Origin of the sequence: Alloalcanivorax venustensis ISO4, from assembly GCF_015356855.1 — a bacterium.
Taxonomy (GTDB): Bacteria; Pseudomonadota; Gammaproteobacteria; order Pseudomonadales; family Alcanivoracaceae; genus Alloalcanivorax; species Alloalcanivorax venustensis.
This window is the reverse complement of sequence record NZ_ARXR01000027.1, coordinates 1-25138: the sequence shown is the minus strand read 5'-3', so window position 1 is coordinate 25138 and position 25138 is coordinate 1. Positions and strand designations below refer to the sequence as shown.

The 25138-nt window shown below is 65.4% G+C and carries 22 protein-coding genes; 14 read left to right on the top strand and 8 right to left on the bottom strand.

Annotated elements, in window-relative coordinates; genetic code table 11:
- Positions 1 to 192 precede the first annotated feature (192 nt).
- The 5 genes from ISO4_RS13205 (at position 193) to sucD (ending at position 7968) form a co-directional block, all read left to right on the top strand.
- A complete protein-coding gene (locus tag ISO4_RS13205; RefSeq protein ID WP_194856540.1) occupies positions 193 to 3027 on the top strand; it encodes a 2-oxoglutarate dehydrogenase E1 component in 2835 nt (944 codons plus the stop codon).
- Positions 3028 to 3062: 35 nt separating this feature from the next.
- A complete protein-coding gene (gene odhB, locus ISO4_RS13200; protein WP_194856539.1) occupies positions 3063 to 4373 on the top strand; it encodes a 2-oxoglutarate dehydrogenase complex dihydrolipoyllysine-residue succinyltransferase in 1311 nt (436 codons plus the stop codon).
- A 10-nt stretch (positions 4374 to 4383) separates the two neighbouring features.
- Positions 4384 to 5823: a dihydrolipoyl dehydrogenase gene (lpdA, locus tag ISO4_RS13195; protein WP_194856538.1), complete on the top strand. Its 1440-nt coding sequence runs from the start codon at positions 4384 to 4386 to the stop codon at positions 5821 to 5823.
- A 103-nt stretch (positions 5824 to 5926) separates the two neighbouring features.
- Positions 5927 to 7096 carry an ADP-forming succinate--CoA ligase subunit beta gene (gene sucC, locus ISO4_RS13190; RefSeq protein ID WP_142949314.1) on the top strand — a complete coding sequence of 390 codons (1170 nt, stop codon included), beginning with the start codon at positions 5927 to 5929 and terminating at the stop codon, positions 7094 to 7096.
- Positions 7093 to 7968: a succinate--CoA ligase subunit alpha gene (sucD, locus tag ISO4_RS13185; protein WP_067609757.1), complete on the top strand. Its 876-nt coding sequence runs from the start codon at positions 7093 to 7095 to the stop codon at positions 7966 to 7968. The genes sucC and sucD overlap by 4 nt, the downstream gene beginning before the upstream one ends.
- Before the next feature lie 69 nt (positions 7969 to 8037).
- On the opposite strand, the gene ISO4_RS13180 is transcribed toward sucD, so the two are convergent.
- Positions 8038 to 8232 (bottom strand): PA3496 family putative envelope integrity protein, encoded by a 195-nt coding sequence (locus tag ISO4_RS13180; protein ID WP_228548125.1) that lies wholly within the window; start codon positions 8230 to 8232, stop codon positions 8038 to 8040.
- A gap of 354 nt (positions 8233 to 8586) precedes the next feature.
- Here ISO4_RS13180 and ISO4_RS13175 point away from each other — a divergent pair, with 354 nt between their 5' ends.
- From ISO4_RS13175 to sixA, 5 genes are all read left to right on the top strand, one after another.
- A complete protein-coding gene (locus ISO4_RS13175; protein ID WP_194856537.1) occupies positions 8587 to 10143 on the top strand; it encodes a hypothetical protein in 1557 nt (518 codons plus the stop codon).
- Positions 10140 to 11048, top strand: a complete 909-nt coding sequence (locus ISO4_RS13170; protein ID WP_194856536.1) for a TIGR01777 family oxidoreductase — start codon at positions 10140 to 10142, stop codon at positions 11046 to 11048. The genes ISO4_RS13175 and ISO4_RS13170 overlap by 4 nt, the downstream gene beginning before the upstream one ends.
- 104 nt (positions 11049 to 11152) lie before the next feature.
- Positions 11153 to 13033, top strand: a complete 1881-nt coding sequence (gene htpG / locus ISO4_RS13165) for a molecular chaperone HtpG (RefSeq protein ID WP_194856535.1) — start codon at positions 11153 to 11155, stop codon at positions 13031 to 13033.
- Between the two features lie 90 nt (positions 13034 to 13123).
- Entirely contained in the window at positions 13124 to 14155 is a 1032-nt protein-coding gene (locus tag ISO4_RS13160) for an NAD(P)H-dependent glycerol-3-phosphate dehydrogenase (RefSeq protein WP_142949309.1), read from the top strand.
- Positions 14152 to 14610: a phosphohistidine phosphatase SixA gene (sixA, locus tag ISO4_RS13155; protein ID WP_142949308.1), complete on the top strand. Its 459-nt coding sequence runs from the start codon at positions 14152 to 14154 to the stop codon at positions 14608 to 14610. The genes ISO4_RS13160 and sixA overlap by 4 nt, the downstream gene beginning before the upstream one ends.
- A gap of 7 nt (positions 14611 to 14617) precedes the next feature.
- On the opposite strand, the gene ISO4_RS13150 is transcribed toward sixA, so the two are convergent.
- Both ISO4_RS13150 and xthA read right to left on the bottom strand, forming a co-directional pair.
- Positions 14618 to 15682: an ion transporter gene (locus ISO4_RS13150; RefSeq protein WP_194856534.1), complete on the bottom strand. Its 1065-nt coding sequence runs from the start codon at positions 15680 to 15682 to the stop codon at positions 14618 to 14620.
- Positions 15679 to 16503 carry an exodeoxyribonuclease III gene (gene xthA, locus ISO4_RS13145; protein ID WP_142949306.1) on the bottom strand — a complete coding sequence of 275 codons (825 nt, stop codon included), beginning with the start codon at positions 16501 to 16503 and terminating at the stop codon, positions 15679 to 15681. The genes ISO4_RS13150 and xthA overlap by 4 nt, the downstream gene beginning before the upstream one ends.
- A 137-nt stretch (positions 16504 to 16640) precedes the next feature.
- Between xthA and ISO4_RS13140 the strand changes: the two genes are divergently transcribed.
- The 3 genes from ISO4_RS13140 to ISO4_RS13130 all read left to right on the top strand — a co-directional run bounded on the left by ISO4_RS13140 (position 16641) and on the right by ISO4_RS13130 (position 18911).
- Positions 16641 to 17501 (top strand): alpha/beta fold hydrolase, encoded by an 861-nt coding sequence (locus ISO4_RS13140; protein ID WP_194856533.1) that lies wholly within the window; start codon positions 16641 to 16643, stop codon positions 17499 to 17501.
- On the top strand, positions 17491 to 18345 hold the full coding sequence (locus ISO4_RS13135; RefSeq protein ID WP_194856532.1) for an alpha/beta fold hydrolase: 855 nt from the start codon (positions 17491 to 17493) through the stop codon (positions 18343 to 18345). Before ISO4_RS13140 ends, ISO4_RS13135 begins: the two co-directional genes overlap by 11 nt.
- A gap of 104 nt (positions 18346 to 18449) precedes the next feature.
- On the top strand, positions 18450 to 18911 hold the full coding sequence (locus ISO4_RS13130; protein ID WP_142949303.1) for a MaoC family dehydratase: 462 nt from the start codon (positions 18450 to 18452) through the stop codon (positions 18909 to 18911).
- Position 18912: 1 nt separating this feature from the next.
- Here ISO4_RS13130 and ISO4_RS13125 read toward each other — a convergent pair whose 3' ends face one another.
- A complete protein-coding gene (locus ISO4_RS13125) occupies positions 18913 to 20094 on the bottom strand; it encodes a saccharopine dehydrogenase family protein (RefSeq protein ID WP_194856531.1) in 1182 nt (393 codons plus the stop codon).
- A gap of 141 nt (positions 20095 to 20235) precedes the next feature.
- On the opposite strand from ISO4_RS13125, the gene ISO4_RS13120 reads away from it, so the two are divergent.
- A complete protein-coding gene (locus ISO4_RS13120; RefSeq protein WP_194856530.1) occupies positions 20236 to 20742 on the top strand; it encodes a DUF2505 domain-containing protein in 507 nt (168 codons plus the stop codon).
- 5 nt (positions 20743 to 20747) lie between these two features.
- On the opposite strand, the gene ISO4_RS13115 is transcribed toward ISO4_RS13120, so the two are convergent.
- The 4 genes from ISO4_RS13115 to ISO4_RS13100 all read right to left on the bottom strand — a co-directional run bounded on the left by ISO4_RS13115 (position 20748) and on the right by ISO4_RS13100 (position 24826).
- Positions 20748 to 21548, bottom strand: coding sequence for an SDR family NAD(P)-dependent oxidoreductase (locus ISO4_RS13115; protein ID WP_142949300.1), 801 nt, complete (start codon positions 21546 to 21548; stop codon positions 20748 to 20750).
- A 4-nt stretch (positions 21549 to 21552) separates the two neighbouring features.
- A complete protein-coding gene (locus ISO4_RS13110) occupies positions 21553 to 22842 on the bottom strand; it encodes a dicarboxylate/amino acid:cation symporter (protein ID WP_194856529.1) in 1290 nt (429 codons plus the stop codon).
- A gap of 71 nt (positions 22843 to 22913) precedes the next feature.
- The gene (locus ISO4_RS13105) at positions 22914 to 23528 is read right to left on the bottom strand and encodes a hypothetical protein (protein WP_194856528.1); all 615 of its coding nucleotides are present in this window, start codon (positions 23526 to 23528) and stop codon (positions 22914 to 22916) included.
- Positions 23525 to 24826: an ammonium transporter gene (locus tag ISO4_RS13100; protein WP_194856527.1), complete on the bottom strand. Its 1302-nt coding sequence runs from the start codon at positions 24824 to 24826 to the stop codon at positions 23525 to 23527. Before ISO4_RS13100 ends, ISO4_RS13105 begins: the two co-directional genes overlap by 4 nt.
- Positions 24827 to 25138 lie beyond the last annotated feature (312 nt).

The following is a 25138-nucleotide window of genomic DNA, read 5'->3' as shown; positions in this document are numbered from 1 at the left end:
ACCACCACAAAGGTACTACACTAGGTGGCGGTTTCGGCAACCCCGGAGCCTCCAGACAGCAAGTGGGCCGGAGCTTAAAAGGTGCCGGTCCGTAAACAGCGATGAGCGCGGGTAACAGGGTCGCAGCCCTGTGGACAGAGCAGAATACATGCCCACAGGCGTGACGTTCGCCCGGCTAAGGAACGAGCGACGATGCAAGACAGTTCCATGTACCGTCAGTGGCAGTCCTCCCATATCGGGGGCTCCAACGCGGCCTATGTTGATGAACTGTACGAATCCTATCTGACTGATCCCAATTCCGTGCCGGAAGACTGGCGCGCCTACTTCGAAAAACTGCCCTCCAACGGCGCCGTTGAGTCCGATGTCCCCCATTCGGCGGTCCGTGAGTATTTCCTGCTCGAAGCCAAGAACAAGTCCCGTGTGCAGAAAGTCGGCGCCGGCGCCGTCAGCAGCGAGCATGAACGCCGCCAGGTGCGGGTGCTTCATCTGATCGCCGCGTACCGCAACCGGGGCCATCAGGTGGCCAAGCTGGACCCGCTCGGTTTGATGGAGCGCGAGGCGGTCTCCGACCTGGAGCTGGCGCACCACGGCCTGAGCAAGGCGGACATGGACACGGTGTTCCAGACCGGCAACCTGTTCATCGGTAAGCCGGAAGCCACCCTGCGCGAGATCATGGACTGCCTGAAGGGCACCTATTGCTCCACGGTGGGCTGTGAGTACATGCACATCGTCAACACCGCCGAGAAGCGCTGGCTTCAGCAGCGGCTGGAGGGCGTGCGCAGCCACCCGCAGTACGGCGCCGACATCAAGAGCCATATTCTCGAGCGTCTGACCGCCGCCGAAGGCCTGGAAAAATACCTGGGCAGCCGTTACCCCGGCACCAAGCGTTTCGGCCTGGAAGGCGGCGAATCGATGATTCCGCTGATGGACGAGATGATCCAGCGGGTCGGCAGTTACGGCGCCAAGGAGATGGTGATCGGCATGGCCCACCGTGGCCGCCTGAATCTGCTGGTCAACATCCTCGGCAAGAGCCCCCGCGATTTGTTCGGCGAGTTCGAGGGCAAGAGCTTCAACGAGAACGGCTCCGGCGACGTGAAGTACCACCAGGGCTTCTCGTCCAACGTGCAGACCTCCGGCGGCGAAGTGCATCTGGCGCTGGCCTTCAACCCGTCCCACCTGGAGATCGTATCGCCGGTGGTGGAAGGCTCGGTGCGCGCCCGGCAGGATCGCCGCAACGACGCCGGCGGGGACCAGGTGGTGCCGATTCTGATTCACGGTGACGCGGCGTTCGCCGGTCAGGGCGTGGTCATGGAGACCTTCCAGATGTCCCAGACCCGCGGCTTCAAGACCGGCGGCACCCTGCACGTGATCGTCAACAACCAGGTCGGCTTCACCACCAGCCGCCGTGACGACGCCCGCTCCACCGAATACTGCACTGACGTGGCGAAGATGGTTCAGTCGCCGATCTTCCACGTCAACGCGGACGATCCGGAAGCGGTCTACTTCGTCACCCAGCTGGCGGTGGACTACCGCATGCAGTTCAAGAAGGACGTGGTGATCGACCTGATCTGCTACCGTCGTTCCGGTCACAACGAGGCGGACGAGCCGTCCTCCACGCAGCCGCTGATGTACAAGAAGATCAAGTCGCACCCGTCCAGCCGCACGCTGTACGCCGAGCGTCTGATCAACGAGCAGATACTCTCCGAGCAGGACGCGCAGAAGATGGTCGACGACTATCGCGACGCGCTGGACGAGGGCAACCACGTGGTCAAATCACTGGTGCGCGAGCCCAACAAGTCCCTGTTCGTGGACTGGAGCCCCTACGTCGGCCATCAGGTCGAGGACGACTGGGACACCGGTTACCCGCTCAAGAAACTCCAGGATCTGGCCAACCGTCTGGAAACCGTGCCCGAGGGCGTGGTGCTGCAGCGGCAGGTGAAGAAGATTCTCGAGGACCGCCGCAAAATGACCGCCGGCGCCATGTCGATCAACTGGGGTTACGGCGAGACCCTCGCCTACGCCAGCCTGCTGGACCAGGGCGTGATGGTGCGGCTCACCGGCCAGGATTCCGGGCGCGGTACCTTCTCGCACCGCCACGCGGTGCTGCACAACCAGAAGAACGGCGAGGACTATGTGCCTCTGGCCCACCTTCAGGAAGGTCAGCCGCGCTTTGATATCTACGATTCGCTGCTCTCCGAGGAGGCGGTGCTGGGCTTCGAGTACGGCTACGCCACCACCACCCCGGAAGCGCTGATCGTCTGGGAAGCGCAGTTCGGTGATTTCGCCAACGGCGCCCAGGTGGTGATCGACCAGTTCATGTCCTCCGGCGAAGCCAAGTGGGGGCGTTTGTGCGGCCTCACCCTGTTGCTGCCGCACGGCTACGAAGGTCAGGGCCCGGAGCACTCCTCCGCCCGGCTGGAACGCTTCCTGCAGCTGTGCGCCGAGCACAACATGCAGGTGTGCGTGCCCACCACCCCGGCGCAGATTTTCCATCTGCTGCGGCGCCAGGCGGTGCGGCCGCTGCGCAAGCCGCTGGTGGTGATGACGCCGAAGAGCCTGCTGCGGCACAAGCGCGCCAAATCGTCCCTGGAGGATTTGTCCGAAGGCCGTTTCCAGACCGTTCTGGACGACCGCGCCGACATCGACCACAAGGACATCAAACGCGTGGTGATGTGCTCCGGCAAGGTGTTCTACGACCTGCTGGAAAAACGCGAATCGGACGACCTCAACGACACCGCGCTGGTGCGCATCGAGCAGCTGTATCCGTTCCCGGAAAAGCGCCTCCAGGAAGTCCTGGAAAGCTACCCCAATCTGGAAAATCTGGTGTGGTGCCAGGAAGAGCCGATGAACCAGGGCGCCTGGTACTGCTCGCAGCACCATATGTTCCGGGTGGCGCGGGCGGTCAACGACAAACTGCATGTGCATTACGCCGGCCGTGACATGGCGGCGGCCCCGGCCGTGGGCTCCATGTCCCTGCACGTGGAACAGCAACAGCGTCTCGTCGAAGACGCCTTCCAGATCAACTGAGCGACAGCCAACCGAGATAGGGTTAAGGAATAAGCATGGCGACAGACATCAAAGCCCCACAGTTTCCCGAATCCGTAGCGGACGGCACCGTGGCGACCTGGCACAAGAAAGAAGGCGAGGCGGTCAAGCGTGACGAGCTGCTGGTGGACATCGAAACCGACAAAGTAGTGCTGGAGGTGGTGGCCCCCAGCGACGGTGTGGTGGCGAAGATCATCAAGGACGAAGGCGACACCGTGGAAAGCCAGGAAGTACTGGGTCAGCTGGAAGCCGGCAGCGGCGCCGGCGGCGCCGGCGGCGCGGACAGCGGTGACGGCAAGGACGAAGACAAGAACGCCGCGAAAGACAGCGCAGGCGACGACAAGGGCGAAGAGAAAGAGGCGCCCGCGGCGGACGATAAAGGCGCGCAGGAGAAGGACGAGCAGGGCGGTGACAAGGACGCCCAGGCCGGTCCCGCGGCGCGCAAGATGATGAGCGAACACAACCTCTCCGCGTCCGACGTCAAGGGCAGCGGCCGCGACGGCCGCATCACCAAGGAAGACGTGGAGAAAGCCCTGGCCGGCCGCGAGGAGCGCAAGCAGTCCTCCGGCGGCGAGGCCAAGAGCGACGCGCCCAAGGCGGCGCCGATTCCGGCACCGGAGCCGGGCGAGCGTGAAGAGCGCCGGGTACCGATGACCCGCCTGCGCAAGCGCATCGCCGAGCGTCTGGTTTCCGCGCAACAGAACGCGGCCATGTTGACCACCTTCAACGAGGTCAACATGAAGCCGATCATGGATATGCGCAAGAACTACAAGGACGCCTTCGAGAAGGCCCACGGCGTTCGTCTTGGTTTCATGGGCTTCTTTACCCGCGCCTGTGTGGAAGCACTCAAACGCTTCCCGGAAGTGAACGCCTCCATCGACGATGACGACGTGGTCTACCACGGTTACTACGACATCGGCATGGCGGTGTCCACCGAGCGCGGTCTGGTGGTGCCGGTGGTACGCGACGCGGACCAGAAGGGCCTCGCGGAAGTGGAATCACAGATCATCGATTACGGCCAGAAGGCTCAGAAGGGCAAGCTGTCCATCGATGAAATGACCGGCGGCACCTTTACCATTTCCAACGGTGGCGTGTTCGGTTCCCTGATGTCGATGCCGATCCTCAACCCGCCGCAGACCGCCATCCTGGGCATGCATAAAATCCAGGAACGGCCCATGGCGGTGGACGGTGAAGTGAAGATTCTGCCGATGATGTACCTGGCACTGTCCTACGATCACCGTCTGATCGACGGTAAGCAGGCGGTGCAGTTCCTGGTCGCGGTGAAGAACTTTATCGAGGATCCGGCGCGGCTGCTGCTGGACATTTAAAGGATTAGTTATGGCTGATAAATACGATGTCATCGTCATCGGCGGCGGCCCCGGCGGTTACGTCGCCGCGATTCGCTGCGCGCAGCTGGGCTACAACACGGCCTGCATCGAGAAGCGCGTCAACAAACAGGACCAGCCGGCACTGGGTGGCACCTGCCTGAACGTGGGCTGTATCCCGTCCAAGGCGTTGCTGGATTCCTCCTGGAAGTATCATGAAGCGGAGCACGCCCTCGCCGAGCATGGCGTCGGGGTGGGGAAACTGACCCTGGACCTGGACACCATGCAGCAGCGCAAGGACAAAGTGGTGCAGCAGCTCACCGGCGGCGTGGCCTCCCTGTTCAAGTCGAACAAGGTCACCTGGCTGCAGGGCAGCGGCCAGCTCAAGGCCAACAAACAGGTGCAGTTCTCGCCGCTGGACGGCGACGAACAGAGCCTGGAAGCCGAACACGTGATTCTCGCCGCCGGTTCCGTGCCGGTGGACATTCCGGTGGCCGAGGTGGATCAGAAGATCATTGTTGATTCCACCGGCGCACTGGAATTCGATTCCGTGCCCAAAAAGCTGGGCGTGATCGGCGCCGGCATCATCGGCCTGGAGCTGGGCAGTGTCTGGGCCCGCCTCGGCAGTGAAGTGAAGGTGCTCGAAGCGGTGGATACGTTCCTGCCCACCGTGGACAGGCAGATCGGCAAGGAAGCCTTCAAACTGTTTTCCAAACAAGGGCTCGACATCCACCTGGGTGCGCGGGTCACCGGAACCAAGAAGAACAAGAATTCCGTGCGCGTCACCTACAGCTACGACGGTGAAGAGCACGAAGAGACGTTCGACCGCCTGATCGTGGCGGTGGGCCGCCGTCCTTACACCGAAGGCCTGCTCAGCCAGGACGCCGGCGTGACCATGGACGAACGTAACTATGTGTACGTCGACAGCCAGTGTCGCACCGATGTCCCGGGCGTGTACGCGATCGGCGATCTGGTGCGTGGACCGGCTCTGGCCCACAAAGCGATCGAAGAGGGCGTGATGGTGGCGGATGTGATTGCCGGGGAGCATACCCAGGTCAATTACGACGCCGTGCCGGGCGTCATTTATACCCACCCGGAAGTCGCCTGGGTGGGCAAGACCGAGGAAGAGGTGAAGGATTCCGGCGAGCCGTATAAAACCGGCGCGGTACCCTTCGCCGCCAATGGCCGCGCACTGGCCGCCGGCGAGCCCGGCGGTCTGGTGAAGTTCGTGGTGGACGAAAAAACCGACCGGGTGCTGGGCATGCACATCCTCGGCCCACAGGCCTCCGAGCTGATTCAGCAAGGGGTCGTGGCCATGGAATTCGGTGCCAGCATCGAGGATCTGCAATTGATGGTGTTCGGCCACCCGAGCCTCTCCGAGACCGTGCACGAAGCGGCTCTGGCCACGGACTACAAGGCTATCCACGTGGCGCAACGCCGCCGCAAAAAGTAGGGCCCCGAAGATACCCAGCGGGCCCCGACACAAGAGGGGCCCGCAGAGGCCCCGATATTGCGCCGGGAGCGCTATCCACAGACAAGCTTACGGAAGTTAAGGCATGAATCTCCACGAGTATCAGTCGAAACAGCTTTTTGCTGATTACGGCCTGCCGGTTTCTCCGGGCTTCGCTTGCGATACACCGGAAGAGGTGGCGGCGAAGGCAAAGGAAATCGGTGGTGACAAATGGGTCGTGAAGGCCCAGGTGCACGCCGGTGGCCGCGGTAAGGCCGGTGGCGTCAAACTGGTCGACAGCCCCGAGGAAGCGGCGGAATTCGCCAAGAAGTGGCTGGGCCAGCGCCTGGTGACGTTCCAGACCGATGAGCACGGCCAGCCGGTCACCAAAATTCTGGTGGAAACCTGCACCGACATCGCCCGCGAACTCTACCTGAGCGCGGTGCTCGACCGTGCCACCCGCCGGGTGGTGTTCATGGCGTCCACCGAGGGCGGCGTGGAGATCGAGAAAGTCGCCGAGGAAACCCCCGAGAAAATTCTCAAAGCGATCGTCGATCCGCTGGTCGGCGCGCAGCCCTATCAGGCCCGCGAGATCGCGTTCCAGCTGGGTCTGGAAGGCAAGCAGATCAACCAGTTCGCGAAAATTTTCGTGGGCCTGGCGAAGCTGTTCGAAGAGAAGGATCTGGCGCTGATCGAAGTGAACCCGCTGGTGATCACCGACCAGGGCGACCTGCACTGCCTGGACGCCAAGATCAACGTGGACGGCAGCGCGCTGTTCCGCCATCCGGACATCAAGGCACTGGACGATCCGACCCAGGAAGACGACCGCGAACGCCGCGCCGCCGAATGGGACCTCAACTACGTGGCCCTGGAAGGCAACATCGGCTGCATGGTCAACGGCGCCGGCCTGGCCATGGGCACCATGGACCTGGTCAAGCTGAAAGGCGGCGCGCCCGCCAACTTCCTGGATGTGGGTGGCGGCGCCACCAAGGAACGCGTTACCGAAGCGTTCAAGATCATCCTGTCCGACGACCAGGTGAAAGCGGTTCTGGTGAACATCTTCGGCGGCATCGTCCGTTGTGACCTGATCGCCGAGGGCATCATCGGTGCCGTGGAAGAGGTCGGCGTGGACGTGCCGGTCGTGGTGCGTCTGGAAGGCAACAACGCCGAACTGGGCGCCAAGAAGCTCGCCGAGAGCGGCATGAACATCGTTGCCGCAGAAAGTTTCGACGACGCCGCCGAACAGGTGGTGAAAGCCGCTGGAGGTGCCAAATGAGCGTATTGATTGATAAGAACACCAAGGTGATCTGCCAGGGTTTCACCGGCAGCCAGGGCACCTTCCATTCCGAACAGGCGCTGGAATACGGCACCAAGATGGTGGGCGGCGTGACCCCGGGTAAGGGCGGTCAGACCCATCTGGGCCTGCCGGTGTTCAACACCGTGGCCGAAGCGGTTAAAGAGACCGGCGCCACCGCGTCCGTGATCTACGTACCGGCCCCGTTCTGCAAGGATTCCATCCTGGAAGCCGCCGACGCCGGCATCGAGCTGATCGTCTGCATCACCGAGGGTATCCCGGCGCTGGACATGCTCTATGTGAAGGAATACCTGGACCGTAAGCAGGGCGTGCGCCTGATCGGCCCGAACTGCCCGGGTGTGATCACCCCCGGTGAATGCAAGATCGGCATCATGCCCGGTCACATTCACAAGCCCGGCAAGGTGGGCATCGTGTCCCGTTCCGGCACCCTGACCTACGAGGCGGTCAACCAGACCACCAAACTGGGTTACGGCCAGTCCACCTGCATCGGCATCGGCGGCGACCCGATTCCCGGGACCACCTTTATCGAGGCGCTGGAACTGTTCCAGAACGACCCGCAGACCGAAGCCATCGTGATGGTCGGTGAAATCGGCGGTACCGCCGAAGACGAGGCCGCCGCGTACATCAAGGACAACGTGACCAAACCGGTAGTCAGCTACATCGCCGGTGTCACCGCGCCCCCGGGTAAGCGCATGGGCCACGCGGGCGCCATCATCGCCGGCGGCAAGGGCACCGCGGACGAGAAGTTCGCCGCCCTGGAAGCGGCCGGTGTGGTCACCGTCCGCAACCCCGCCGAAATCGGCGAAGGCGTGAAAAAAGCCACCGGCTGGTAGTCCCAGGACGTACCGGAGTGGTTAATAAAAAGGCCGGCAATCGCCGGCCTTTTTTATGTCCCGCCCCTGTCAGTGCAGGATGTCCTCGTCATCGTCGTCCATATTGAAGAACTCGTAATCACCAAGCTCGCGCTTGAGACGACGCTCTTCCAGACGGTCTTCGATGCGGTGCCTCATGTCCATGTTGAAACTGCGTGAACGGGCTGCTTTCTCTTCCTGGAGATCGTCGTCCACGCCATCTTCGAGTTCAAAATCATCGTTCATCAGTAAATCATCCGACTCATAGTCATTCTCAGTGCGTCGGTCACTCATGGTCGCCTCCTTCGGAAACGGAACCGCCGTAAACAACCGGGTACCGAGCGGCATCCCCCTGGGAGGATTCCAGCTCTGACCACCTCAGCGCCTGTATAACGTCAGTTTTTTATCGAGACAAGCGTTTTTTGATGAAATCCGATGACCGGTATTTCCGGCCCGGTGTGACCACCGTCATACCCTGGGGGCCGGGAACATATCGCGATGGTGAAAGTGTGGATTGACCGGGTAAGGCTTTGTAAGCTGACGTTTACCATGGCGGCATGACGCCGGCCGCCGGCCGGCTATTGGGGAGAGCATAATAAAATGGCGGAATGGCTATTAGTGGCCGGCCTCAGCCTGCTGATCATGGCCACGGTGGGGCTGGTGCGACAGGCCGCGTTCCGTGGCGACAGCACGCTGCTTTTTCTAATACCCCTGGCCGGTTTGCGCCAGGTTCAGGAAAACTGGCAAAGCTACGGGGTGCTGGCACTGCTCAGAGTGCTCGGCACCGTGTGCCTGCTGGTCGGCGCCGGGCTGATCTACGTGCAGCATGAGCGGCTGGAGCCGATCAACGCGGTGCCCGGTCAGGTGCTGCGTGGCGCCAAGACTCCGGCGGCCACCACCTTCGTGCGCTCCCCGGAGGCGGCGCTGTTGATGGTGCAGGGCGGCGGCAAGCCGCTGTCCGGCCTGATCCACGGCCAGACATTGCTGAACCCGGTGCGGGTGACCCTGATCAACGGCGTGCTCAGCATCCACCAGGGGGAAGCGTTTCTGCCGGACCTCTCCGTCAGCATCCTGCTCGGCTGGCGCCCGGAGGACATCCAGGAACGGCGCACCCTGCTGATCACCCCGGCGGAGTCCGGCGGCCCGCCGGTGCATGTGTCCTGGAAACCGGAAGGGCGCAGTTACCCCGAGACCCGCATCTTCAACGAGGGCTACCGGCTGGAGCTGGCGCTGGCGCCGCTCGGCGACCAGCAGTTCACCGGTGCCCTGCAGCTGGTGCTTCCCGACACCCTGCGCAGCTATCTGGTCGGAGACTTCACGGTACAGACCAACCACCTGCGCTACCGTAACGGCAAAGTGGATCTGTTTTTCGATCACCCGGACACGCTCGGCTACGTGGCGCGGGAATATCTGCATACCCAGTTTCCGGCCGGGGCGGTGGCGTCGATCCGCATCGAGAACGTCAATCTGCGGCGCGCCTCCCGGGAAGGGGAAGTGCAGGCCCGCGTGGCACTGCGCGACGGCACCGTGGAACGCCGGCGGTTGCAGTTGGAAGAAAACAGCGTCGGCTGGGCGGTGACCCCGGGCTCCATGGAGACCCGGGTGCTCGCCGCCGGCGCCGCCGAGACAGCGGACAGCGGCGTGCTCGGCGCCTCCGCGCCGCGGGCATCGCTGTCGCCGGCGGTGACCGTGCGGCTGCACCGGTTTACCGATCTGGCCTCCTACCTGGGTCAGCAGGTTACCGTCACGGAGCGGGACGGCAGTGTCAGCAGCGGCACGCTGACCCGGGTCAACGAGCAGCGCCTGTGGCTGGAAATGACCATGGGCTCCGGGCGGGCGGAAATCAATCTGCGTGAGGACAGCGTGCGTGAACTGATGCTCGCCGACGGTACCCGGCTGGTGCTGGACACCGCCGGCGGCGGCGAGACGGCGGCCGCGCCGGCGCCCGAGCGGGCCGCCCCGGACGATGACGGGGCGCCGTATCAGGGCTTGATCGGCGGCCCGGTGGCGGTGACCCTGGAAAGCGGTGAACGCCACCGGGGTACCCTGGTGGACGTCGACAAGAAACGCGTGACGCTGGCGGTGGCAATGGGTTCCGGCAAGGTCGAGTACTTCTACGACCTCGGCGACGTGGCTTCAATTGAGGAGGCGCAATGAAGGTTCTGATAACCGGCGGCAGTGGTTTCATCGGCGGCGAGCTATGCCGGCGGCTGGCCGCCCACGGCCACGCTCTGACCGTGCTCAGCCGGTCGCCGGAGCGGGCGCGGTCGAAACTGCCCGAGGGCACCCGGGTGGTGGCGTCCCTGGACGACATCGGCGACGACGAGGCTATCGACGGCGTCGTCAATCTGGCCGGCGAAAACCTCTTCACCCGCCGCTGGAGTGAATCCCGCAAGCGCACCCTGATGGCTTCGCGGCTGGACACCACCCGCGAGCTCGTGGCGCTGTGCCGACGGCTCGACACCACGCCCTCGGTGATGGTGAGCGGCTCGGCGGTGGGTTTTTACGGCGACGCCGGCGACGCCGAGCTGACCGAGCACAGCTCCGCCCGGCGCAAGGATTTCGGCTACCGGCTCTGCGACGCCTGGGAGCAGACCGCCCGCGAGGTGACGGGGCAGGGCGTGCGCCTGAGCATCATCCGTACCGGCGTGGTGCTGGGGCGCGACGGCGGCATGCTGAAAGGACTCTGGCCGGTCTACCGGCTGGGGCTCGGCGCCCGTCTCGGTGACGGCAGCCAGTGGCTGAGCTGGATCCATATCCAGGACATGGTGGCGATTCTGATGCGCGCGCTGGAAACGCCGGGCGTGGAAGGCATTTTCAACGCCACCGCCCCCCAGCCGGTGACCCAGCGGCATTTTCACCGGGCGCTGGCCAGCGCCGTCCACCGCCCCGCGCCCTGGGTGGCGCCGGCGCCGCTGCTGCGCCTGGGCCTGGGCGAGCTGTCCGGGCTGTTGCTGGGCGGCCAGCGCGTCTACCCGCGCCGCCTGGAAGACCAGGGCTTCACCTTCCGCTTTCCGAGCCTCGAAGAGGCGCTCGACGATCTCGCCAACACCGCTTCGTAGAGAGGTCCGGACCTTGAAAAAGTCCGTCCGGGTGCCTATCTAGAAGGCGGCGGTGCCGGGGAGGGCGCCGTGGTGTTCAGTGATTATCCGGCGGAGAAGAATCTATGAGTCAAGACCGCGAAACCCGTGGTTTCCAGGCGGAAGTATCCCGCCTTTTGCACCTGATGGTGCACTCCTTGTACAGCAACCGTGAGATTTTCCTGCGCGAGCTGATATCCAACGCCTCCGACGCCTGCGACAAACTGCGTTTCCGGGCGCTCGACGACGCCGAGCTGCTGGAAAACGATCCGGAGCCCTGGATCCGGCTCTCGGTGGACAAGGACGAGGGCACGCTCACCATCGCCGACAACGGCATCGGCATGAACCGGGAAGAGGTGGTCGACAACCTGGGTACCATCGCCCGCTCCGGCACTGAAAAGTTTCTCGCCAGCATGACCGGCGACCGCCGTAAGGACGCCCAGTTGATCGGCCAGTTCGGCGTGGGCTTCTATTCCGCCTTTATCGTCGCCGGCCGCGTCGAGGTGTTCAGCCGCCGTGCCGGCGACCCCGCCGACCAGGGTGTGCGCTGGGAGAGCGACGGCGAGGGCGAGTTCACCGTGGAAACCATCGAGCGCCCCCAGCGCGGCACCGCGGTGGTGCTGCACCTGCGCGACGACGCCAAGGAATTCCTGGACGACCAGAAAGTGCGCGCCACCGTGCAGCAGTATTCCGACCATGTGGCGTTCCCGATTCTGATGCCGACCCCGGCGGAGACCGGCGGTGAGGGCGAAGACGGCACCAGCGAGTGGCAAACCATCAATTCCGCCACCGCGCTCTGGCAACGCCCCCGCCAGGAGATCAGCGACGAGGAATACCAGAATTTCTATCGCCACCTGAGCCATGATTTCCAGGACGCGCTGACCTGGAGCCACAACAAGGTGGAAGGGGCACTGGAATACACCAGTCTGCTCTACGTGCCCGCCCGGGCGCCGTTCGATCTCTATCACCGTGAAGCCAGCCGTGGCCTGAAGCTTTACGTGCAGCGTGTGTTCATCATGGACGACGCGGAGCAGTTCCTGCCCCTGTACCTGCGCTTCGTGAAGGGCGTGATCGACGCGCCCAACCTGCCGCTCAACGTCAGCCGCGAGCTGCTGCAGGACTACGGCCCGGTGCGCAAGATCCGCGCCGCGCTCACCAAGCGTGTTCTGCAGACGCTCAAGAAACTGGGCAACGACGAGGAAAAATACGCCACCTTCTGGTCGCAGTTCGGCGAGGTGCTCAAGGAAGGCATCGGCGAGGACCCGGACAACCGCGAGGCGATCGCCGCCTTGCTGCGCTTCCCGTCCACCGAGGACGTCCGGCCCGGCGCCGTGGGGCTCGACCAGTACCTGGAGCGCGCCGGTGAAAAGCAGGACAAGATCTATTACCTGCTGGCCGACAACCTGAACGCGGCGCGCAACAGCCCGCACCTGGAAGTGTTCCGCAAGAAAGGCATTGAGGTGCTGCTGCTCACCGAGCGGGTCGACGAATGGATGGCCGGCTATCTGGGCGAATACAAAGGGTGCAAACTGGTCAACGCCGCCCGCGGCCAGCTGGACATGGACCAGGAAGATCAGGAGCGCGCCGACCAGGACAAGCAGGCGCCGCTGATCGGCCGTCTCAGTGACAGCCTGGGCGATCAGGTGGCGGAAGTGCGGCCCACCAGCCGGCTGGTGGATTCGCCGGCCTGCCTGGTGCTGGCCGAGGACGAGCTGGGCCCGCAGATGCGCATGATGCTGGAAGCCGCCGGGCAGCCGGTGCCGGACAGCAAGCCGACGCTGGAAGTGAATCTGGCGCACCCGCTGCTGAAACGGCTGGAAGGCATCGAGGAGAGCGCCACCTTCACGGAACTGGCCGAACTGCTGCTCGATCAGGCGCTGCTCGCCGAAGGCCAGCTGCCCTCGGACCCGGCGGCCACCGCCCGGCGCCTGAACCGGCTGCTGCAGGAGCGTGCCGACCAGTCCTGAACGGACCCGGCCGGGCGCATTGCCTGGCCTGGTGGAGGCGCTTATGATGCCCCCTTTGGTGACCCACCCGCCCGAACAGAGGGGCTCTTGATGGAGCAGCGCAAACACACCGCCGCGATTCTCGGCGGTGGCAGTTTCGGCACCGCCACGGCCAGCATCCTGGCCGAAAACGGCCACCGCACCCGCCTCTGGGTGCGCGATCCGGAAACCGCCGCCGCCATTAACGAGGACGGGGAGAACCCCCGTTATCTGCCCGGCCAGACTCTGCCCGAGGGGGTTCACGCCACCGAGCATCTCGACGAGGTGCTCGACGGCGCCGATCTGATCTTCGTGGCGGTGCCCTCCAGCGCCTTCGTGGAGGTGCTGCGCCAGGCCCGCCCCATGGTCAAGGACGGCACCCTGGTGGTGAGCTGCACCAAGGGCATCCACGAAGACGGCTTCCTGCTGATGAGCCAGCTGCTCAAGCGCGAGTGGGACCACACCCGCATCGGCGTGCTCAGCGGCCCCAACCTGGCGCGGGAGATCGTCGAGCGCAAGTTCACCGGCTCGGTGATCGCCAGCCCCGACGAGGCGCTCTGCCACACCATCCAGCAGGCGCTCAGCTGTGAATATTTCCGGGTTTACGACAACCCGGACATTTACGGCGTGGAGCTGGGCGGCGCGCTCAAGAACATCTACGCGGTGGCGTCCGGCATGGCCGCCGCCATCGACATCGGCGAGAACAGCCGCAGTTTCATGCTCACCCGGGCGTTGGCGGAAATGAGCCGCTTCGCCGTGGAGCTGGGCGCCAACCCGCTCACCTTCCTGGGGCTGTCCGGGGTCGGCGACCTGATCGCCACCTGTTCCTCCTCGCTGTCGCGCAATTACCGGCTCGGTTATCAGCTCGGCCAGGGCCAGGAACTGCAGCAGGCGCTCGATACCCTGGGCCAGACCGCCGAGGGCCTTAACACCATTCGGCTGGTCGCCACCCACGCGGAAAAACTCAACGTCTACATGCCGCTGGCCACCGCCCTCTACGAGATCATCTATCAGGGCAAGCCGCTGGAGACCATGATCGCCCGGTTGATGAGCGGCGAGCACAAGCACGACGTGGAGTTCAGCTTCCACGGGGGGGCGGCTTGAGAGTCTACCTTTGCCGGCACGGCGAAGCCGTGGCTCAGGCCCCCACCGACGCCGAGCGCCCGCTCACCGAACGCGGGCGCCTGGAAGTGATGGCCCTGTGGCAGAGATTGCGCGAGGAGGGGGTGACCGTGGACCGCCTGATCGCCAGCCCCTACCGGCGCGCCCAGCAGACCGCGCTGTGCATCGCCCGTGCCTACGGCGGCATGGATCAGGAGGCGTGCGGGTATCTGGTGCCGGAAGCGGCGCCGGATCAGTTTCTCGACTGGCTGATCGAGCAGCCGTCCTGCGAGAACCTGGTGCTGGTCAGCCACATGCCGCTGGTGTCGCTGCTGAGCGCCGTATGGGTCGGCGAGCCGCGCTCCCGCCCCGGCTTCCGGGTGGGCAGTGTCGCCGCGCTGGATGTGGAGGTCGCCGCCAGCGGCGGCGCTCGTCTACTCTGGATTCGCGAGCCCTGAGGTAAAGTCAGGCGCCGCGATTGTGCAGATCCGGATTAAAACGCTGTTTGGGCTGGTCCGTCGGCTCATCGTCGTCCTGCTTCCATTGCTGCACCGCCACCTGATCCTTGATGTGATCAAGTATCTCCAAAAGCGTTTCCTTGACCATCTGATTCAACTCCCGCCCGTCACTGGATGATGCCACCAGCAGATCGTTGATCAGCGCATCCAGACGCTGCCGCTGGCTCGGGTCACTGATGTCGTCGACCAGTTGCGCGATCAGCGCCGAACCGGACTCACGGACCGTCTCGCGCATCAGCGCGATGGCCCTGGGCCCGGCGACCGGGATCGACGCCAGGCGCCGTCCGGCGGGAGTCCGCTGCACCGCTTCGTCGGTAAGGTGTTCGAGATACTCGCCCAGTTGATCGCGGTACTGGTCGTGGCTGCGACGGGTGGCGTCGGCGATGCGGCCGGCCAGGTAGTCGACCAGCTGTTCACGGCGCGGTGCCAGCACGTCCTGTTCGATGCGCCGCATGGTGTTGCCGCCGGTGCGGATTTCCCGCTGCGCCCCGTCCAACACATTGATGACTACCCGATCCGAAATCTCTTCCACCAGTACGCCGTAGTACTTGATCACCGCACGGCCAACGGCGGTGTCGGAAAAGTCCACCACGCCGAGCTTCTGCAGCCGGTACATCAGGCTCACCACACGCAGGATCCGCAGCCAGCGGAAGCTGCCCACCGGGATGCAGCCGAGCAGGTCGTACCAGTGCACGAACGGATAGAAGAACCAGCGGTGATAGGTTTGGCGGGCGATGGCGGCGGCCCAGCGGATCACGAACTCGGTGAGATAGACACTGACGAAGGCCAGATCGATTTCAAAGAAGTTGGCATGAATGCTGTCGCTGTAGAAGCGATAGAAGTCCGGCGTGTAGGTTTCCATCGCCGACTGCACCGCTTCGACCCGGTAGATCCAGTCAAACAGGATCAGGCTCAGGTTGGCGATCACCAGCAGGATCATGCCCACATCGATCAGGAACCCGAGCCCGTCCAGGTTGGGCCTCAGCCGCTTGAGGTTGAAATGAACGCTCATGAGGGCAGGTTATCGAACCGGCTCCACACCGGGCAGTGGTCCGAAGGGCGCTCCATGGCGCGCATCTCGTAGTCGACGCCGCAATCGGTCAGGCGCTCCACCAGGGGCTTGGTGGCCAGCACGGTATCAATGCGCAGGCCGCGGCGCGGATCCCGTTCAAAGCCTCTGGAACGGTAATCAAACCAGGAAAACACGTCGTCGGTGTCCGGGTACCGGCAGCGGAAGGTGTCTTCCAGGCCCCAGTCGATCAGACGCTGCCACCATTCCCGTTCCTCGGGCAGAAAGCTGGTCTTGCCCTCGCGCAACCAGCGCTTGCGGTTGGCTTCGCCGATGCCGATGTCCAGGTCGGTGGAGGAGATGTTGAAATCGCCCATGATGGCCAGCTTCTCGCTGGCGTCGTGGTGGTTCTCCAGATAATGCTGCAGATCCTGGTAGAACTTTTCCTTGGCGGGAAACTTCACCGGATGCTCGCGGTTTTCGCCCTGCGGGAAATAACCGTTGAGCACCGTCAGTGGCTGGCCGTCGGCGTCACGCAGCCGGCCGATGATCATGCGGCGCTGGGCGTCCTCGCCGTCGGAGGGAAAACCGTATTGCACCTCCTCCAGCGGTTCCCGGGTCAGCAGCGCCACCCCGTAATGGCCTTTCTGGCCGTGATAATAGGGGTGATAGCCCAGGTCGCGGATCGCCTGTTCCGGAAACTCGCTGTCCTGAACCTTGGTTTCCTGCAGGCCCACCAGGGTGGGTTTGTATTTGCCCAGCAGCTCTTCCAGCTGATGCAAGCGTGCGCGAATACCATTGATATTGAACGAGATCAGCGTCATGACACCTCCTGTTTGCCGCGCATTGTACAATCCCCGACGCGAACTGTCCGCGCGTTGGCGGATTTCGCCATGGGTTTGCCGCCGGGGGCGGTTATCATGGACCTTTTGCATTACCGATTTTTCGAGGAGAGCGCTGGATGAACACCCAAGCGGCGGCGGGACGCAAACCGGTGCTGGCCTTTGCCCACGCCAACGGCGTGCCCGGGCACAGCTACGACACCTTCCTGGCGCCCCTGGCGGAGCACTACGACATCTATGTGGTGGAGTGCCTCGGCCAGGACCCCCGTTACCCGGTGGACCGGGACTGGAAAAGCCTGAGCCTGGAACTGGAAGCCTTCCTCGAACCGCTGCCCAAGCCGATTATCGGTCTGGGGCACTCGATGGGTTCGGTGCTGATGTTCTGGGTCGCCCACCGCCATCCGGACTGGTTCCGGGCCCAGGTGATGCTCGACCCGCCCCTGGCCAACGGCCTGCAGGGCGCCGCCTACCGTCTCGCCCGGCTGACCGGGCAGGGCGACCGTTTCTCGCCGGCGAAAAAGAGCAAAGGCCGGCTGGATTACTGGGCCAGCTGGGACGACGTGGAGAGCTATTTCAACTCCCGCGGCCTGTTCAAGGCGTTCGACCCGCGGTCGCTGAAGAACTACCTGGAAGCCGGCCTGGAGCGCCACGGCGACGGCTGGCGTCTGCGCTTCCGCCCGGAGGTGGAAGTGGCGGTGTTCCGCGAGACCCCCACCGGGGTCACGGCGCTGCCGCGCACCCGGGTGCCCGGCGTGCTGGTCACCGGCGAGCAATCGCCGAAGCTGTTCCATCTCGGCGGTGCCCGCCACGCCCGCCGCCACCGGATGACGCGCCTGTTCGCCCCGGGCAGCCATATGTACCCGCTGGAGCGCCCGGAGGGCACCGCGCAACTGGTGCTGCGCGCCCTGGACGGCGTGCTCGGTCCGGACCACCGGCAAGGCGGCGCGGAAGCCGGGGAGGGCGCCGGCAATGCCCGCTAACCCGTCCCGGACTCCGGTGGAACGCCGCTTCCGCGCCTACGGCCAGGAACTGGCCGGCCTGCAGTGGCCCGGCGAGGGCGAACCGGTGCTGGCGCTGCACGGCTGGCTGGACAACGCCGCCTCCTTTCAGCCGCTGGCGGAACCGCTCGGCCATCCGCTGGTGGCGCTGGATTTCGCCGGCCACGGCCATTCCGAGCACCGCCCGCGCCACCAGGCCACCCATTACGTGGACCACGTCCGCGACGTGCTGGCGGTGGCCGATCAGTTGGGCTGGGACCGCTTCGTGCTGGTCGGCCATTCCATGGGCGCCGGCGTGGCCTGTTTGTTCGCCGCCACCTTCCCGGAACGGGTCAGCCGCCTGGTGCTGATCGAAGGCCTGGGGCCGCCGGCCACCGCCGCCGACGAAGTGGTGCCCAATCTGCGTAAGGCCATCGATCAGATGCAGGCGCTGCCGGACAAGCGCAAGCCGGTGTACGCGGATCCGGAGCAGGCGGTGGCGGCGCGGCTGCCGGCCCTGGGCGGCCTGGAGGAAAGCTCGGCCCGGTTGCTGTGCGAGCGCGGGCTGGAGCAGGTGGACGGCGGCTGGACCTGGCGCACCGACGCGCGGCTGCGCATCACCTCGTCACTGCGGCTCACCGACGACCAGGTGAAAGGGTTCGTCGAGCGCATCACCGCGCCCACCTTGCTGGTGCTGGGTAATGAGGGGCTTGGCGGCGACGGGCGCTTCGATCACCGCATCGAGTGGCTGCGCGACGTGCGGGTCACCCGCCTGCCCGGGCGTCACCATCTGCACATGGACGACCCGCTGCCGGTGGCGGCGGCCATTAAAGCCTTCCTCGGTTGACCAAAACATTGGCGCCGGCGAGCCATCCCGTCATGGCGGCGCCGGCGGGCACGGTTATCCTCGCGGTAGTGAAACCTTAATAAAAAACGCGAGGAGAGCCGGGCATGAAAGTGGTGGAAGCCGCACAGATCAACGAGTACGTCGGCGAGGACATGGGCGCCTCGGAATGGTTCACCATCGACCAGGGGCGCATCAACGACTTCGCCGCCGCCACCCTGGACCATCAGTTTATCCATGTGGATCCGGAGCGCGCCAAGGCGACGCCGTTCGGCACCACCATCGCCCACGGTTACCTGACGCTGTCGCTGTTGCCGTACCTGCAGACCAGCATCGATGATTTTCTGGTGCCGCGCGGCATGAAGATGGGCATGAACTACGGCTTCGACAAGCTCCGCTTCATGGCCCCGGTCAAGGTCGACGCGCGCATCCGTGCCCGCGCCACCCTGATCGAAGCCAATGAGAAGAAGCCCGGCCAGTGGTTGCTGAAATTCCTGTTCACGGTGGACATCGAGGGCGAGGACAAGCCCGCCCTGGTGGCCGAATGGCTGCTGATGTACTTCGTCTGAATCAGGCGTTGCGCTCGAACAGCATGCCGGCGGCTTCGAGCCGGTCGATCAGGCGGTCACCGAGCGCCATCACCGGGGTGACCACGCCGGTGTGCATGGGGTAACCCTCGTCCAGCGCCAGGCCCATCAGGGTTTCCGAGAGCATCTTGGCGGTTTCGTCGTAGCCGGGATCGCCACCGGACACCCGGCACAGCACTTCGCTGTCGCCGCAACGGGCGCGCACCTTCACCTGGAACCAGGAACGGGCGCGGGTGGCTTCGTCCGGGCCCTGACCGGCCGGGTTGAGCTTCATCAGACGGCGCCGCAGCGGGCCGATCTGGGCCGCCAGCACCAGCCCGCCGACGCCGGCGGCGCCGCCGATCAGCTTGCCCAGCCCGCCGGTGACCAGATAATGGCCGTAGCGGAACTCCGGGCCGTAATCGTCCAGCGCCCGGGCCGAGCGCATCACCACCATCGGATCAATGGTCGGCATGGGCGCCAGCCAGCCGCCCAGGGCGTCGTCCTTGTGCGGCTTGGGCGCCAGACCGCCCACCTTGCGCGGGTACCATTGTTTGAGGCGCGCCTGGGCGTCGCGCTGGCTGCGCTGGTTGGCGCCGGGCCGGGCGAACGCCTCCAGCGCCGAGCGCCAGGTGCCGCCGGAAAACTTGGCGGAGAACGCCACCGCGCCTTCGGCGGTCACCGGGCCGTCCAGTTTGCCGCCGTGCTCCAGGGTCAGTTCGCGGATCGCGAACAACACCCCGGCGTCATGGGGAATCGAGTCGAAGCCGCAGCAGTTGACCAGCGCGCAGCCGCTGGCCTGGGCGGCCTCGTGGTAGCGGCTCAGCAGGGTGTTGACGAATTCCGGTTCGCCGGTGAGGTCGCAGTAATGGGTGCCCTGTTCCACGCAGGCGCGCACCAGCGGCTCGCCGTATTGCATGTAGGGGCCCACGGTGCTGGCCAGGGCGCGGGTCCGGGCGGCCAGGGCGGTGAGGCTGGCGGGGTCGCCGCTGTCCGCCTCGATCAGCTCCGGCGGGTTGTCGCCGGGCAGGCCGGCGGCCACCTGCTCAAGCTTGGCGCGGTTGCGGCCCGCCAGGGCCCAGGGCGTGCCCGCGGGCAGCTTGCGGGCCAGATAGCGGGCACACAGGCCGCCGGTGAAACCGGTGGCGCCGTACAGAACCAGGGCGTAGGGACGGGTGGCACTCATGCTCGCTCCTTACTTTTGACGAGGGGCAGTCGCCGAACAATTGAAATGGCTTGTCGGCGCAGTGTAGCTTTGCCTTCGCCCCGGGCCTACCGGTACCCCGGCGATTGGCCTTCAGGGCATCTTTTTACTCGGGAGAAAACCATGGATGTCACCGCGGAACGCCGCTATCCGGTGAATGTTGAAGAGCTGTACGGCATTCTCACCAGCCGGGCGTTTTTCGAACAGCGTTATCAATGGGGCAAAGTGGACGATTACCGCTTTGAGGTGTTCGAACCGGCCGGCGACGGCTTCCACATCCGTATTGTGCAGCCCATTGAAATCCGTCTGGACAAGGTGCCCGCCTTCGCGCGCAAGTTGCTGCCCTCGGAAGCGGAACTGACCACCGAATTCCACTGGCGCCCGGCCACCGGCGGCTACCAGGCGGACTATCGCTTTCAGCTGGGCAATGTGCCGGTGAAGGTGAGCGGCACCATGACGCTGCTCGCCGACGGCGATCAGTCCCGCCAGATCACCCGCGTGGCGGTGCATTCATCCCTGCCGCTGGTGGGTCGCAAACTGGAGCGTTTGATCGGCGAGCGTTTCGATAAGGCGCTGGAAGGCGATTACCGCCACACCCTGCGCTATATCGAGGAAGTGCATCAGCAATAAGTGCATCAACGATAGCGGCGCAGGCTGCTGCCCAGTTTCGCCATGCGCGCCACGAAGCGTTCCGGGCGCCAGCGCTTCCTGCGCCAGTCGCGGCGGGCCTCCGGCTGTGGAAACAGGTACAGCGGCCGCTTGCCCATCTGCTGAAGGATGGTGTCCGCCACCTCGGCGGCGCTTTCCGGGGCGTCGTCCATGGCGCGCTGCAGGCGGGCACGGCTGAGCGGATCGGCGTTGGGCATGCGCCGGCTCATGTCGCTGGAGAACAGATCCGGACAGACCACGCTGACGCCGATATTGAGCCCGTCCAGTTCCGCCGCCAGGGCCTCGCTGAAGCGGATCAGCGCGGCGTTGCAGGCCACATAGGCGGCCATGCCCGGCGGCGCGGTGATGCCCGCCAGCGCCGCCACGTTGATCAGGTGGCCGTCACCCTGGCGCTTCATCATCGTCAGAGCGGTGCGACAGCCGTGGACCGCGCCCATCAGGTTGGTGTGCCAGAGCTGCTCCCAGGTGGCCGGGGTCTGTCCCTCGAACGGGCCCATGGCGGCCAGCCCGGCGTTGTTGATCAGGATGTCGAGCCGTTCCCAGCGCCGCTGTACCCGCTCCAGGGCGTGGCGCCAGTCCGCCTCCACGGCCACGTCGGCGTGCACGAACAGCACCTCGGCGCCGTCCCGGCGCAGCGCATCGGCGAGCTGCTCGCCGGCCACCCGTTCCCGGTCGAGCAGCGCCAGCTTGTAGTCCCGCGCGGCGCCGAGAGCGAGCGCCCGGCCCAGGCCGTGGGCGGCGCCGGTGATCAAAAGAACCGGTTTCATTCGCTCAGGCCCGTTCCGTATCGAGTTCTTTCATGGGGGTGCGCAGCACGTTTTCTTCGCCTTCGCTGCGCGCCAGGATCACCGCGCCGACGCTGTCGCCCCAGACGTTCACCGCGGTCCGGCACATGTCCAGCAGCCGGTCGGTGACCAGAATCAGGCCGATCGCTTCGGCGGGCAGGCCGATGGTGCCCAGGATCACGGTGATCGCCACCAGGCTGGCGGCGGGAATGCTGGCCACGCCGATGGAGGTGAGCAGGGCGGTCAGCACGATCACGAACTGGGTGGTCAGGGACAGGTCCATGCCGTAGGCCTGGGCGATGAAGATCGCCGCCACGCACTCGTACAGGGCGGTGCCGTCCATGTTGACGGTGGCGCCCAGCGGCAGCACGAAGCTGGAGGTGCGCTTGGACACGCCGGAGCGCTTCTGCACGCAGTCCATGCTCAGCGGCAGGGTGGCGGCGGAGCTGGCCGACGAAAAGGCGGTCATCAGCGCCGGCGCCATGGCCTGCAGGTGGCGCACCGGCGAGCGTTTGGCGAACAGCCGGATCAGCAGCGGCATCACGCCGAACATGTGAATGCCCAGCGCCAGCAACACGGTGACGAAGAACAGCGCCAGCGGCTCCACCGCGTCCAGCCCGGTGCGGGTGACGGTGGCGGCGATCAGGCCGAACACGCCCAGCGGCGCGAAGCGGATGATCACCATGGTGATGCGCATGGTGACCTGATAGATGCCTTCCACCACCTGGCGCAGATGCTCACCGGGCGCGCCGGGCAGGGTGCGCAGGAAGAAGCCGAAGAACAGGGAGAACACGATCAGCCCCAGCATCTGGGTTTCGGCGGCGGCCTGGAACAGGTTGGGCGGCAGCAACTGGCGCAGTATTTCGGTGAAGTCGCCGGCGCCGCGGCCCTCGATGCTGGCCAGGGCCCGGTCGGTGTCCGCCGACAGGCCCAGCAGGTTCCGCGCCGGCTGGCCGTCGATCACGCCGGGGGCGATCAGATTCACCACCACCAGCCCCACCAGCACCGCGATCAGGCTGGTGCTCAGGTAGAACAGCACGGTTTTCAGGCCCAGCCGGCCGAGATCGTCGCCGTCGCCCACGTTGACCATGCCGCTGATAATGGCGGTGGTGATCAGCGGCACCACCACCATCTTCAGGGCATTGATGAACAGATCGCCGATCAGGTCATAGCCGGGCAGCAGCGGCAGCCCGAACAGGCGGGTGCTCTCTTCGGTGAGCGCCCCGGCAATACCGCCCAGCACCATGGCCAGAAATATCTGGTGATGTAATTTCATTCAGCGCCCCGATTACACAGTGTGGGCTAGCATAATGACCCCTTTGAACCACTGGCAAGCAACGTCGGCCGTCAGAGCAGGGCGTGCAGTGCGGATTCCAGCCCCGGGCGCTGCTCACGCACGCGGTCCGCGGCCAGTTTCAGCAGCCGGTCACTGTGCACCGGGCCGAACCGTTCGCACAGCAACACATAGGCGCGGTTAAGCAGACGCCGCAGCTGATCCTGGTCCAGCGGCGTCAGGTCGCCGTCGGCGTGGTTGAGCCAGTATTCGAGGGCGTCACGCAGGGCCGGGTCGACGCCCGGGCGGCGCAGGTCGGTGAGCTGATCCAGGCGCACCTGGCCGGCCTGGCCCGCGTCGAGCTGCGCCCACAGGGCGCGCATCAGAAGCTGAAACGCCTCGGTGCAGGGGTGGGCCCGGTGGGCGCCGTCCTCGTCCTCCAGCGGGTCGGGCAGCAGTTCCCGGTCGGGCAGGGTCATCGCCTGGACCAGACTCAGGTGCAGATCATGGCGCCGGCCCTCCACCTCGAACAGGCGGCTGATATGGCTCACGTAGCCCTGCAGCGAAAAGCGCGGGCGGTGGGCGTAGTCGCGCTGCCAGAGGGCCACCGCCTCCGGCACCTGGCGGCTGTCCAGATAGGGGGCCAGGCCGGTGGCGATGGCGCGGCGGTGGCGTTCTTCCGGGCTCATCGTGGGCTATCCAGGCCGCTGGCCACATCGGCGTCGTAGAGGTGCTGCTGGGCGAATTCCGGGTAGCCCAGCTCGGCGTGCTCGCTGACGTCCAGGCCCCGCTGTTCATGCTGGCTGGGCGCCCGCAGGCCGGCGGTGAGCGACAGCACCATATACAGGATCAAGGCGGCGAAGAACGCCCAGGCGAAGGCGACCACAATGCCCAGCAACTGCACCGTGACCCGCTGCGGGTCGAACAGGTCGCCCTGGTAGAACAGCCCGGCGGCCAGCGTGCCCCAGGCCCCGGCGAACGCATGCACCGGCACCGCGCCCACCACGTCGTCCAGTTTCATCGACAACAGCAGGCGGCTGCCCGGGCCCACCAGCAGCCCGCCGAGCAGGCCGGTGATGATCGCGAAGCCGGGCGTCATGGTGGCGCAGCCGGCGGTGATCGCCACCAGCCCGGCCAGGCTGCCGTTGACGGTTTCGGTGAGCAGCACCGGGCGGCGGGCGATAACCCGGTAGAGCGCGGCCCCCAGGGCGCCGGCGGCGGCCGCCAGCTGGGTGTTGAGGTTGATCAGCGCGATATTGACGTCGGCCCCCAGGGTGGAGCCGCCGTTGAAGCCGAACCAGCCGAACCACAACAGGAACCCGCCCAGGGCCACGAACGATAAATTGTGGCCGCGAATCTCCCGTGGCCGCCCCTGGCTGTCGAAGCGGCCCAGGCGCGGCCCCACCACCATGATGCCGGCCAGCGCGCACCAGCCGCCGACGCTGTGGACCACGGTGGAGCCGGCGAAGTCGATAAACCCGAGAGCCGCCAGCCAGCCGTCGCTGTTCCAGGCCCAGTTGCCGAACAGCGGGTAGACCAGCCCGGTGATCAGCATGGCGCCGCACAGATACCCCAGGTAGCGGGTGCGTTCCGCCATCGCCCCGGACGCGATGGTGGCGGCGGTGGCGGCGAACATCAGCTGGAACAGCAGCAGAGTCCACAGATCGCTGTCGCCCTGGCTGGGCGCGAACAGGTCCTGGCCCACCCAGCCGCTGGGATTGACGCCGAACATCAGGCCGAAGCCCAGCGCCCAGAACATCAGCGTCCCCACGCACAGGTCCATGTAGTTCTTCATCACCACGTTGATGGCGTTCTTGGTGCGGCTAAGGCCGCTTTCCAGGAGCGCGAAGCCGGCCTGCATGAGGAACACCAGGGCCGCCGCGATGGCGATCCAGACCACGTCGTTGGCGGTGTATTCCAGGGTGTCGGCCAGGCCGGAAGCGGGCAGGGCGATGAGGGTGAGCAGTAGCGCGGCGCGTCGTTCCATGAGATCCCCCACGGGAAAAGCCTTTGGTTAGGGGGACGGTGCAACGGTTATGCCAGTTTCTTGGGGCGTGGTGCTTTAACGGGAAGGTTGGACCCTCCAGCCGGGGTCGCGGGTCTGTGTTCTGCCCTTCCGGGAACGCTGTGAATACGTCCCTGTACGCTCCCTGTCGAACGTCCTGTTCTCCAGGGTCCCGGAAGGGCAGAACACAGACACGCTCCGGGACGAGATTCCGATGCCCCGGGTCATAACACCGCCGGACCGTCCAGGGAGGGGAAGCTTGGAATCTTCCAAGGAGCGCCGGGATCGGGTGGG